Raw genomic sequence first — 12,852 nt, forward strand, 5'->3', positions numbered from 1 at the left:
GCATTGTAATGAAACAGTTATTTTCGATTTACCGTTATAACCCAGACGTTGATAATGCGCCTTACATGAAAGATTATGAGTTAGAAGTGCCTGATGGCTCTGACTTAATGGTGCTTGATGCGCTTATTCTTTTAAAAGAGCAAGATTCATCTTTATCTTTCCGTCGTTCTTGTCGTGAAGGTGTTTGTGGCTCAGATGGCTTAAACATGAATGGTAAAAATGGCTTAGCTTGTATTACGCCTTTATCAGAATTGAAAGCCGAAAAAATTATCTTACGTCCATTACCAGGTTTACCGGTAGTACGTGATTTAATCATTGATATGACTCAATTTTATCAGCAATATGAAAAAATTAAGCCATACCTAATCAATGATGCTCAGCCAGCAGCACGTGAAAACCTACAATCTATTGAAGAACGTGATAAATTAGACGGTCTTTATGAATGTATTTTATGTGCATGTTGTTCTACATCATGTCCATCTTTTTGGTGGAACCCTGATAAGTTTATCGGGCCAGCAGGATTATTACACGCATATCGTTTCTTAATCGATAGCCGTGATACTGCAACCGAAGAGCGTTTAGATGGTTTACAAGATGCATACAGCGTATTCCGTTGTCATGGTATCATGAACTGTGTTGATGTTTGTCCAAAAGGATTGAACCCAACAAAAGCAATTGGTCATATTAAATCAATGTTATTAAACCGCGCGGTTTAATAAAACTAAACCTAGCTGAGCAAACTTTATGTGCTGCTTTAGTCTAGGTTTATTTCATTGTTTTTTATGACAGAATAAGCAGGGTATTATTTTTAACAAGCACACTAATACGCATTTTTTAGTGTTTATTTAAGTGACTTGTAAACTGATACTCTGTATTTTTATATTAATTTTAAACATTGTAATAATTTTTATCAGCGATTTTTTGACCTGAGTGAGAAGTATTGATTTAAATCTTTAAATTGACACTTCAACAATATAGTTAACAAAACGCATAAAGACTTATTACGTAATTTTTTTTGCTACAGACAAGCAAAGGAACACGGCAATGCCAGAAGGTGTAATGAAGGCTTGGCTAGAGTCTTCCCACTTAAACGGTGGCAACATCGTTTATATAGAAGAATTGTACGAATCATACTTAGATAACTCCGCCTCTGTATCTGCAGAATGGCAAGATATCTTTAGTCAACTCCCGAAAGTCGAAGGTAGTGAGGTTGAATACCGCCACTCTGCCATCCGTGACGAATTTAAAGCATTAGCAAAACAAGCCAATAAACAAGTAGTTGTTTCTAGTGGCGGTGATGCTAAGCAAGTCAAAGTTTTACAACTTATCAACGCGTTTCGATTCCGCGGTCACCAAAATGCCAATTTAGACCCATTGGGCTTATGGCAGCGTGACAAAGTTCGTGACTTGCAACTTTCACATCACGATTTGTCTGAAAATGATTTCGATAAAGAATATAACGTTGGCTCTTTTGCCATCGGCCAAGACACCATGAAGTTAGGTGACTTATATAAGGCATTAAGAAACACGTACTGTGGTTCTATTGGTGCTGAATATATGCACATGACAGCAACCGATGAAAAACGTTGGTTACAACAACGTCTTGAATCTGTTCAGTCTAAAGCGGCACTTTCTGTTGATCAAAAAACCGAACTTCTTCAGGGCTTAATCGCTGCTGATGGTTTAGAGAAATACCTCGGAGCTAAATTCCCAGGCGCAAAACGTTTCTCACTAGAAGGCGGTGATTCACTTGTTCCTATGCTTAAAGAGTTAATTACTCGTGCTGGCGCTGCAGGTACTAAAGAAGTCGTTATGGGCATGGCTCATCGTGGCCGCTTAAATGTACTCGTCAACGTGATGGGTAAAAACCCGTCTAAATTGTTTGATGAATTTGCCGGTAAACATGATGAAGTACAGAGCTCAGGTGATGTGAAATATCATCAGGGTTATTCTTCTGATTTCGTCACGCCAGGTGGCACCGTTCATTTAGCACTTGCTTTTAACCCTTCACATCTTGAAATTGTTAATCCGGTTGTTATTGGTTCTGTTCGCGCTCGTTCAGATAGACGTGATTGTGACCAAGGTGACTTAGTACTACCTATTACCATTCATGGTGACTCTGCGATTGCGGGCCAAGGTGTTGTACAAGAAACATTCAATATGTCACAAGCGCGTGCCTTTAAAGTTGGCGGCACAGTACGTATTGTTGTGAACAACCAAGTTGGTTTTACTACGTCAAATTCAGAAGATACCCGTTCGGGTGAATACTGTACTGAAATTGCTAAGATGGTTCAGGCACCTATTATCCACGTAAATGGTGATGATCCTGAAGCGGTAATATTAGCAACTCAAGTTGCTCTTGATTTCCGAAATGAATTTAAACGTGATGTTGTTATCGATCTAGTTTGTTATCGACGTCACGGACATAATGAAGCTGATGAGCCTAGTGCAACACAGCCGCTTATGTATAAAATTGTTAAAAAGCATCCTACACCACGTCAATTATACGCCGATAAGTTAGCTGCAGAAGGTAGCTTAAATAAAGCCAAAATTGATGAGTTAACAGCCTACTACCGTAAGTTACTTGATGAAGGTCAATGTACGGTTGATCAATGGCGCCCAATGACTGAACATTCAGTTGATTGGACTCCCTATTTAGGTCATGACTGGGATGATGACTACGACAAAGAAATATCGCTTGAGAAATTAAAAGAATTAGCGATTAAATTGTCAAGTTACCCAGAAAACCACCCAGTGCATTCACGTGTTAAAAAGATATACGATGATCGCATGAAAATGGCTACTGGAGAGAAACTGCTTGATTGGGGTATGGCTGAAAACTTAGCTTATGCTTCGATTGTTGATCGTGGTGATCGTGTTCGTATTACCGGTCAAGATGCTGGCCGTGGTACTTTCTTCCATCGTCATGCTGTTTTACATAATCAAGAAGATGCCAGTACCTATTTACCACTGAAAAATATCAGAGAAGGCCAAGGTCCATTTGATGTTCATGATTCAGTATTATCTGAAGTGTCAGTATTAGCCTTTGAATATGGTTATACAACCGCTGAGCCGGCAGGTTTAACTATTTGGGAAGCACAATTTGGTGATTTCGCTAACTGTGCACAAGTGGTATTTGACCAATTTATTAGCTCTGGTGAGCAGAAGTGGGGCCGTTTATGTGGCTTAACTATGTTGCTACCTCACGGTTATGAAGGTCAAGGCCCTGAGCATTCATCAGCCCGGTTAGAGCGATTCTTGCAACTTTGTGCAGACCACAATATGCAAGTTTGTGTGCCGTCAACACCTGCACAAGTATTTAATATGCTGCGTCGTCAAGTTGTTCGTCCTATGCGTCGTCCTCTTGTTGTTATGTCGCCTAAATCATTGTTACGTCATCCATTAGCAGTCTCTTCATTAGAAGAAATGGCTACGGGTGAATTCCACAATGTCATTGGTGAAGTTGATAGTCTCGATGCTAAAGCGGTTGAGCGTGTTGTTCTATGTAGCGGTAAAGTGTATTACGAACTACTTGAGCAACGTCGTAAAAATGAACTAAATAATATTGCTATTGTTCGTATTGAACAGCTTTATCCTTTCCCTGAGCAAGAGCTACAAGCTGCATTAAAAGAATATCAGCATGTTAAGCAATTTGTTTGGTGTCAGGAAGAGCCACAAAACCAAGGTGCTTGGTATTGTTCTCAGCATAACTTTAGAGCAGCTATCCCTGAAAATAGTAATTTGACTTATGCCGGACGTAAAGCTTCTGCAGCACCAGCTGTTGGCTATATGTCAGTTCATGTTAAAGAACAGCAAGCGCTTGTTACTCAAGCATTAACAATAGATTAACTCTTTGGTGCGCTTACACAAAGAATAAGCGCAAAGAAAGTTTGAAAGGATTAAAAAAATGACAACCGAAATCAAAGTTCCGGTATTACCTGAATCAGTTGCTGATGCAACAGTAGCAACTTGGCATGTACAAGTTGGTGAAAAATTTACTCGTGACCAAGTCCTTGTAGACATTGAAACAGATAAAGTAGTATTAGAAGTTCCTGCAACTTCTGATGGTGTGATGACTGAAATCAGCCAAGCTGAAGGTGCTACCGTATTAGGCGATCAAGTTATTGGCGCGTTTTCTGCGGGTGATGAAGCTGCTCCTGCACCTGTTGCAGCGGCAAGTGCTTCAACATCAACAGCTGCGGCGAAAGTTATTGATATCGTAGTACCTGTTTTACCTGAATCAGTTGCTGATGCAACCGTTGCTTCATGGCATGTAGCTGAAGGTGATTCGGTATCTGTTGATCAAAACTTAGTTGATATCGAAACAGATAAAGTCGTGCTAGAAGTTGTTGCTCAAGATAATGGTGTAATCGGTAAAATCATCCATGTTGAAGGCGACACTGTATTAGGCGCTCAAAAAATAGGTGAACTTAATGCTGGTGCAACAGTATCAGCTACTGCAGCTCCTATTGAAGATGCTGTTAGTTCAGATGAACTTGCAAGCCCATCAGTACGTCGTTTAATGACTGAAAAAGGCTTAACAGCTGCTAACGTTGTTGGTACTGGTAAAGGCGGACGTATTTCAAAAGAAGACGTGGAAGCCGCAGCTAACAAACCTGTTGCCGCTCCAAAAGCTGCAGCACCGGTAGCAGCACCAGTGGAAGATTTAGGTGAGCGTTCACAAAAACGTGTACCTATGACGCGTTTACGTAAAACCATTGCAACACGTTTATTAGAAGCGAAAAACTCTACTGCCATGTTAACTACCTTTAATGAAGTTAACATGAAACCAATTATGGAATTGCGTAAGCAATATAAAGACTTATTTGAAAAAACACATGACACACGTCTTGGTTTTATGTCTTTTTACGTAAAAGCAGTAACTGAAGCATTAAAACGCTACCCAGCAGTAAACGCCTCTATTGATGGTGATGACATTGTTTATCATAACTTCTTTGACATCTCTATTGCTGTATCTACGCCTCGTGGTTTAGTTACTCCAGTATTACGAGATTCTGATCAACTAAGTATGGCTGGCATTGAAAATGGTATCCGTGACCTAGCGATTAAAGGTCGTGACGGTAAACTTTCGATGGCTGATATGACTGGTGGTAACTTTACTATCACTAACGGTGGTGTATTTGGGTCGTTATTATCAACGCCAATTCTTAACTTACCTCAAGCAGCTATTTTAGGTATGCATAAAATACAAGACCGCCCAATGGCCGTTGACGGTAAAGTTGAAATTTTACCTATGATGTATTTAGCATTATCTTATGATCATCGCCTAATTGATGGTAAAGAATCAGTTGGCTTCTTAGTAACAATTAAAGAATTGTTAGAAGATCCAACACGTCTTTTACTTGACGTATAAGTGTATATCTACCCGTACAAAAAAATATAGTTAGTAGACTATAGTATTAGCTCTTTTGGCTACCGTCACTAGAGCTTTTGTACTATAATCGAAAAACTTTCACAGGCTGTGACTTACTTTTAGCTTTTATAATAAGAGATAAGGGTAATAATCAGTCTTCATTTACAGATAAATGGATAAAACACCATGAATTTGCATGAATACCAAGCGAAACAATTATTCGCTGAATACGGTTTACCAGTTTCTGAAGGTTTCGCTTGCGATACACCTCAAGAAGCTGCCGAAGCAGCTGACAAAATCGGCGGCGATATGTGGGTTGTTAAAACTCAAGTACACGCAGGCGGACGTGGTAAAGCTGGCGGTGTTAAGCTAGTTAAATCAAAAGAAGAAATCAAAGATTTCGCTCAACATTGGTTAGGTAAGAACTTAGTTACTTATCAAACAGATGAAAATGGTCAGCCAGTTGCTAAAATTTTAGTAGAAAGCTGTACAGATATTGCTAACGAATTATACCTAGGTGCAGTAGTTGACCGTGGTACACGTAAAGTAGTATTCATGGCGTCTACTGAAGGCGGCGTTGACATTGAAAAGATTGCTGAAGAAACTCCTGAATTAATTCACAAAGCTGAAATTGATCCATTAGTTGGCGCGCAAGCTTATCAAGCACGTGAATTAGGCTTCAAGTTAGGTTTAAACCCAACACAAATGAAGCAATTTGTTAAGATCTTCATGGGTCTTGCACAAATGTTTACTGATTTTGATTTCGCATTATTAGAAATCAACCCGTTAGTTATTACAGATGAAGGTAATCTTCACTGTTTAGACGGAAAAATTGGTATCGATGGTAACGCTTTATACCGTCAGCCTAAAATCCGTACTTTCCACGATCCATCTCAAGAAGATGAACGTGAAGCTCATGCAGCGCAGTGGGAACTTAACTACGTAGCATTAGACGGTAATGTTGGTTGTATGGTTAACGGTGCTGGCCTTGCAATGGGTACTATGGATATCGTTAATTTACACGGCGGCAAGCCAGCTAACTTCCTAGATGTTGGTGGTGGTGCTACAAAAGAACGTGTTGCTGAAGCATTCAAAATCATCTTATCTGATGACAATGTTAGCGCAGTATTAGTTAACATCTTTGGTGGTATCGTTCGTTGTGACATGATCGCTGAAGGTATTATCGCTGCTGTTAAAGAAGTAGGCGTTAAAGTTCCAGTTGTTGTACGTTTAGAAGGTACTAACGCTGAAGCAGGCCGTGAAGTATTAGCAACCTCTGATGTTAACATCATTGCTGCTGAATCATTAACTGACGCAGCACTTAAAGTTGTTGCCGCTGCGGAGGGCAAATAATGTCTGTATTAATTAACAAAGATACTAAAGTAATTTGTCAAGGTTTCACTGGTGGTCAAGGTACTTTCCACTCAGAGCAAGCTATTGAATACGGTACACAAATGGTTGGTGGCGTAAGCCCAGGTAAAGGCGGTCAAACGCACCTTGGTTTACCAGTATTTAACACAGTACGTGACGCAGTTGAAGCAACTGGCGCTACAGCGACTGTTATCTACGTTCCAGCACCATTTTGTAAAGATGCTATTTTAGAAGCTATCGATGCTGGCATCGAACTTATCGTAACTATCACTGAAGGTATCCCAACTTTAGATATGGTTGACGTTAAAGTTAAGCTTGAGCAAACTGGCGTTCGCATGATTGGTCCTAACTGTCCAGGTGTTATCACTCCGGGCGAAACTAAAATTGGTATCATGCCAGGTCACATCCATTTACCAGGTAAAGTTGGTATTGTTTCACGTTCTGGTACATTAACGTACGAAGCCGTTAAACAAACTACTGATGCTGGTTTTGGCCAATCTACTTGTGTAGGTATTGGTGGTGACCCGATTCCAGGAACTAACTTCATCGACGTTTTAGAAATGTTCCAAAACGATCCACAAACTGAAGCAATCGTAATGATTGGTGAAATTGGTGGTACTGCTGAAGAAGAAGCTGCGGAATACATCAAAGCTAACGTTACTAAGCCTGTTGTTTCTTACATTGCTGGTGTTACTGCACCAGAAGGTAAGCGTATGGGTCACGCTGGCGCGATTATCGCTGGTGGTAAAGGTACTGCTGATGAGAAATTTGCAGCATTAGAAGCGGCTGGTGTTAAAACTGTTCGTTCTTTAGCTGAAATCGGTAATGCACTTAAAGAGAAAACAGGTTGGTAGGCTAGCGCTGACAGCTTGTAAATCTTAATAAAAAACCCGCTATCTTGCGGGTTTTATTTTTTATACGTTTAATTTTTGGAAGTAAAATGAAGGGAAGACTTTTTAGCTCATATTTAATGTTTTTATTGCTTAGTGCTTGTGGGGGAGGTTCAAGCGAAGAAACCCAAGTCATTACGGAACCAGCACCTAATCCGCCTACAAACGTTAACTTCACTGCCAGTCTAAGTGAAGTCGATTGGCAACAAGGTACATCATTTGACCAGTGTGTTGAGGTTAATAGTTCCTTAGAAAAGACAGACTATGAACTTTTATTTGGCCCAGCAGGGATGTCTATAAATAGCAAAGGATGTTTGAACTGGTCTGGTACGGTTGTTGATTTCGGGCAGAATTACACTATTAATTATTCTGTCTTGGTTACTCGAACAGGTGTAATGAAAACATTAACTTCCAATGTTAATGTGGAGTCTAAAAAAACATTTCTACAACATCCCATTTCATTTTTCCAACAAAAAGACTTTGGTTTACTGAGCCATGAAGGTTTTTTTAAGACTATTCGCACCTCTGAAAAAGCAGAGTATGCGTTAGTTAACCGCGAAGTTGATCAATATTCGATTGTCAGACTAACGGAAGAGTTAGATCTCGTTCTAGAAAAAATTTCTCCAAATTTATCAAAAAATCAGCATATTATCGATTGGGGTGACTTTGATAACGGTCAAGGTTTAGACTTATTGATAAAAGATAGTGAGCGAGGTTATTACCGATTACACACGCCAGATATTGTGTATTCGGGAAGTATTGATGAGCGCATGATAGCGTTGGTAGATATTGTAGGTGAAAAAGATAATGAAGTATTGATTGCAGAACGCACAACAAGAGATGTTGATCCCATTGATTTTAAATTTTATCAAGGAGATAACTTAGTTCATCAGTTGCAAACGGCTAGTACTCATTTAAATCGAGTGTGCGATGTTGATGGTGATGGTATAAAAGAAGTTAATGCAAATGGTAAAATTAGTTCTTCAACATTAAATATTTCAACGGATATTGTTTCATATTCGGACTTTATTTTTGATCGTAATTCAGACCTTTGCTCTAGTTTTATCAGTTTTCCAAATGATAGTTCGTTCCCTCTACAATATATAAAATGGTATGAAGTTAATGGCGGAGAACGCAATTTAGTTACGAATGAGTTAATTTCAAAAAGTTCTGAAAATGTAATTTTAAATGATGTTTTTATCGGTACCCTATCGTATGGAGAGAACCCTACATTAATTTACAATGACACAAAAAGTATTGTCAGCTTAATAGGTTATGTGGAAGGCTCTGATGTCAATGCTTACAGCAAGTATAGTTCTGCCGTAGCAATTAATTTTGATTTAACTAATGAACAAATTTCAACGCATGCATTAACATTCTCCATGAATCTTGGCATTAAGATATCTCAAGATGATCGAGTTATCGGTGTTGCGGATTTGGATAATGATGGCAGTGATGAGTTAATATATGAGCACTTTTTAACACCAACTGATACAGGTTATTTCAATTTTACGTCTCAAAGTAATAGTCTTGGAGCGAGAGTTTTAGTCGCAGCTAAGATTAATGATTTCAACATTATGCCAGTTTATATCTCCAAAATTCTTCCCTTTGGTAATGATAACTCTCTAAAATATCAAACGAATGTTCAATTTACTGAAAGAGGTGAATTAAAGATTCAACAGGAGAGTAGCCAAGTTGTTTTTGATAAAAGTCTTAACATAGTTTCTTCAACAATAAGTGCCGAAACATTTGCGCGAAACGAGTGTTTAGCTTGGGATAATGAATGTGTAACTGAAGTAAAGTTGGATCAGGAATCTAGATCGTTGTCTATTATCGATAAAGTAAGTCAGCAAGTCATTCTTGTTATTAATGACTTACCTATTCAATCAGAGTCAACATGGGCAAGCTATGTCGATGAAAAAGGCGCTAAGTCTTTTGTTTTGGCCAATTCTTATGAAATATATTTATTTTCTTTCTAGATAGTAGCTTATGGAGCAGATGATTAAAACTTTGCAGCATTAGAAGCGGCTGGTGTTAAAACTGTTCGTTCTTTAGCTGAAATCGTTAATGCACTTAAAGAGAAAACAGGTTGGTAATCAGCTTTTGATTGCAAACTGTTAATCTTAATAAAAACCCGCTATCTAGCGGGTTTTTTTATGGGCTTAACCTCTTGATATTGATTAAAAAGACCGCATATCAATATCATGTTCATTAATTAGTGAGATTATATGTCAAGTCAGCAAATGGAAATTCAATTGTCATCGGTTACTCATAAGACACCTGATGGTGTAGAAATGGGAGTCATGAGTGATGGTACACCATATCTGGGAGCGAGAGGGTTAGCGACTTTATGTGGTATAGCACCTAGTAATATCATTACACTAATTAAAGATTGGGATGAACTAAAGCACCGCAGCAGAGGGAAAAAAATAACGGAGCTAATAGAAGCACAAGAAGGGAGTTCAATTGGCCTCTATATCCCTATAAAAGTAAATGGAGTTAACTACCATGCTATTAATGACATTAATTGTATGGCAATTCTTGAATACTATGCGTTTGAATCAAAAACACCATCAGAAATAGCAAGAAATAATTTTAGAAGCTTAGCTCGGTTGAGTTTAAGAACGTTTATATATGAAAAAACAGGGTATGACCCTTCAACTTTAGTTCCAGACTCTTGGAGGATCTTCCACGAAAGGATGACACTTAATGAAGTTCCGTCAGGTTTTTTTAGTGTATTTGAAGAAATGGCTAGTCTTCTAGTTACAAGTATCAGAAAAGGAATGCCTTTTGATAATAAAACAATGCCAGATATCAGTGTTGGACAACATTGGGGACGAGATTGGAGTGATAAAGAATACAATAAAACATTTGGTGAGCGAATTAAGCATCGACATTTATTTCCTGATGATTTCCCCCAAAAAAATCCAGAAGCTTGGATTTACCCAGTAGAGGCCTTAGGGGAGTTTCGGAAATGGATGGATGGATCTTATCTAAGAGTTAAATTCCCTTCTTATTTGGCGAATAAAGCTAAAAAAGGAGCATTACCTAACTCTGAGGTAAAAGCATTAATTGAAGCAGTTCAGCCTGCTAGGTTATGACATTAAGGTATTGTCGCTGTGGCGATGACACCCAAAGGGGGCTTAACGCCGAACCCCCTTTGGAATCCCCCGACGCTGCTAATCAAGTGTAATCCTTCACTCAAAGCAATATTATCGACGTACCAGCGCTGAACGGGCATCCATGCCCTACATCGCTTTGTTCATCATCCCTGATGAACATACGTGAATATTGCCTTTCATTACGGCACTTGATTCAAGCAGACTTGGTGCGTGTTGATAGGTGGGGAGATTGTGTTATTACAGCTCCGCTCTTGGAACCCGTCATTCCCGAGTTGTCTTGTCGGGAATCTATTTCACTTAGATCTGGATCCTCGACTAGGACGCCACGAGGATGAGGGTTGCTAGTTGAGAAAATAGTCCCAAACACTCCAATTCCCATCTCAGCGTTGAAATAGTAATTTTGTAAAGCAGTTGATCGATGACAGCCATGGATGGCTGGAGCTGACGTTGCGCAGAGATGAGCATTCGTCAGTTATCGATAACTGCAAAAAGGACTATTTCAGCTCTAGCTGAGTAAGGCCTCCGTGGCGTTCCAAGGGAAGGCTGAGAGTGGAGGCAGTTTCCCTCTCTTCTTGGGTGTAGTCGTCACCACGACGCCAAGCAGAAAATCCAACTTTAATCCTTCATTAAAACACTAAAGTGATCGTTAGCAGGTATTGGCTGTAAATTCAAAATGGCTATTTATGTTTATCACTGAGTAGGGACTCCGCTGGGTTCCAAGGCTAAAGGTAAAAGTGGAGGCGGTTTCCTTTTCTGTATTGGCTGTTGTCGCCACCGCGATGCCAGAAGGGAAAACCTCCAATCACTGAGGACTTTAAAGTTGAGGCCTAGCAGTTAAGGTGCCCCAAATTAGTTTGTCTATGGTTTAAAATTTTAACCTCATCTAACATTATGTTAACTTGACCTAAAATTATCCTAATTAGCTATCCTATGTTGCCCACACAAGACCTTTTCCCATCGATAATCCCTTGGGTATTCTTAGCCATTACCTTGATTACTGCTTTTGTAAAACCTAAATTATGGCCATTTGGCTTAGTCTGTACTTTAGTTAGTGGAATGCTTTATAACGCGATAGATTGGGTTGGTCTTGGTGTTATTACGCTTTTATTGGCCATGTCTTATTATGCGAATAAGTTATCTAACATTCCCTCAAATAATCCCTCAAGCAATCCATCAAATAAGCTATGGAATCGGATAATTATAACGGTCATTACGGGTTTAGTTATTATGAGCTGTATTGCCTTAGCTGCGCACTTATTACCAGGTTTTAATAATTTACAGGTGTTAAGTAATGTGGAAAAAAGCATTAACAGTATGTCATTCACACTGTACCTAAACTTTGATAAACCGATGATTTTATTTGTTCTTTTGATTCTGTATCCAGCACTCTTAATAAGTCAAAAACCGCTCATTCTTTTTAAAGCGCACAATAGCTTTCGGTTAAGTGCTTTAGTTGTGTTTATTGTTATTTTAACTTTTAGCCTTGCCATTTTATTATCATTAATTAAATATGATCCCCAATTGCCACGCTGGTGGTGGTTGTTCGCGTTAAATAATTTGTTATTAACGTGCATTATTGAAGAAGTGTTTTTTAGAGGATTCATTCAGCAAAAAATAACCAGCCGAATAAATCCTTTAGCAGGGCTTATACTGACAAGCTTATTATTTGGTATTGCGCATTTTTCAGGTGGCTTTAATTATATGCTCGTAGCTACGTTGGCTGGGTTCTTGTATGGTGTGGTTTATTTAAATACGGGTAAAATTTGGTATGCGATTTTACTGCATTTTTGTTTTAATATGGTTCACTTAGCTTTATTTACTTATCCTTTACTTAAGGCTTAATTAAGGCTGTAACTAAGGTTTACTGCTTGAGGTGTTAGCTTCTTTAGTTATTGGTTTTTTCTTTTGCAGTTTTACCAGTGATTGATAACCTTTAGCGGTAACATTATGACCTGCTATGTAACAGTTGTAGCCAATGGTACAAAAGATACAGGGTAATAGTTTAAATGCTTTAGTTTTCATTTTAATTCCCTATTTATACTAAGGTCTTATTTACTAGACCATGCTGACTCAGTTATTATTCCCACCTCTGACC

The 12,852-nt window shown here is 38.8% G+C and carries 9 protein-coding genes and 1 pseudogene; 9 read left to right on the plus strand and 1 reads right to left on the minus strand.

The genetic code is table 11. The features are described 5' to 3' along the window. Positions 1 to 8: 8 nt before the first annotated feature. The 9 genes and pseudogenes from ND2E_RS08290 to ND2E_RS08255 all read left to right on the plus strand — a co-directional run bounded on the left by ND2E_RS08290 (position 9) and on the right by ND2E_RS08255 (position 12,599). Positions 9 to 716 carry a succinate dehydrogenase iron-sulfur subunit gene (locus ND2E_RS08290; RefSeq protein WP_033094405.1) on the plus strand — a complete coding sequence of 236 codons (708 nt, stop codon included), beginning with the start codon at positions 9 to 11 and terminating at the stop codon, positions 714 to 716. Between the two features lie 328 nt (positions 717 to 1,044). Continuing rightward, positions 1,045 to 3,849 (plus strand): 2-oxoglutarate dehydrogenase E1 component, encoded by a 2,805-nt coding sequence (locus ND2E_RS08285; protein WP_033094406.1) that lies wholly within the window; start codon positions 1,045 to 1,047, stop codon positions 3,847 to 3,849. A 58-nt stretch (positions 3,850 to 3,907) separates the two neighbouring features. Continuing rightward, positions 3,908 to 5,374 carry a 2-oxoglutarate dehydrogenase complex dihydrolipoyllysine-residue succinyltransferase gene (gene odhB, locus ND2E_RS08280; RefSeq protein ID WP_033094407.1) on the plus strand — a complete coding sequence of 489 codons (1,467 nt, stop codon included), beginning with the start codon at positions 3,908 to 3,910 and terminating at the stop codon, positions 5,372 to 5,374. Positions 5,375 to 5,560: 186 nt separating this feature from the next. After that, positions 5,561 to 6,727, plus strand: a complete 1,167-nt coding sequence (gene sucC, locus ND2E_RS08275) for an ADP-forming succinate--CoA ligase subunit beta (RefSeq protein ID WP_033094408.1) — start codon at positions 5,561 to 5,563, stop codon at positions 6,725 to 6,727. Further along, a complete protein-coding gene (gene sucD, locus ND2E_RS08270) occupies positions 6,727 to 7,599 on the plus strand; it encodes a succinate--CoA ligase subunit alpha (RefSeq protein WP_033094409.1) in 873 nt (290 codons plus the stop codon). The genes sucC and sucD overlap by 1 nt, the downstream gene beginning before the upstream one ends. A gap of 86 nt (positions 7,600 to 7,685) precedes the next feature. Further along, positions 7,686 to 9,614 (plus strand): hypothetical protein, encoded by a 1,929-nt coding sequence (locus tag ND2E_RS08265; protein ID WP_033094410.1) that lies wholly within the window; start codon positions 7,686 to 7,688, stop codon positions 9,612 to 9,614. 30 nt (positions 9,615 to 9,644) lie between these two features. Further along, positions 9,645 to 9,731: pseudogene (locus ND2E_RS23340) on the plus strand (succinate--CoA ligase subunit alpha); the annotation flags it as partial. Between the two features lie 132 nt (positions 9,732 to 9,863). Beyond that, positions 9,864 to 10,736: a hypothetical protein gene (locus ND2E_RS08260; RefSeq protein WP_033094411.1), complete on the plus strand. Its 873-nt coding sequence runs from the start codon at positions 9,864 to 9,866 to the stop codon at positions 10,734 to 10,736. A gap of 951 nt (positions 10,737 to 11,687) precedes the next feature. Further along, positions 11,688 to 12,599: a CPBP family intramembrane glutamic endopeptidase gene (locus ND2E_RS08255; protein ID WP_052056653.1), complete on the plus strand. Its 912-nt coding sequence runs from the start codon at positions 11,688 to 11,690 to the stop codon at positions 12,597 to 12,599. A gap of 12 nt (positions 12,600 to 12,611) precedes the next feature. Here the strand turns inward: ND2E_RS08255 and ND2E_RS23115 are convergent, their stop codons facing one another. Next, positions 12,612 to 12,779, minus strand: coding sequence for a hypothetical protein (locus ND2E_RS23115; RefSeq protein ID WP_190277837.1), 168 nt, complete (start codon positions 12,777 to 12,779; stop codon positions 12,612 to 12,614). Positions 12,780 to 12,852: the final 73 nt, after the last annotated feature.

Source organism: Colwellia psychrerythraea, from assembly GCF_000764225.1.
Taxonomy (GTDB): Bacteria; Pseudomonadota; Gammaproteobacteria; order Enterobacterales; family Alteromonadaceae; genus Colwellia; species Colwellia psychrerythraea_D.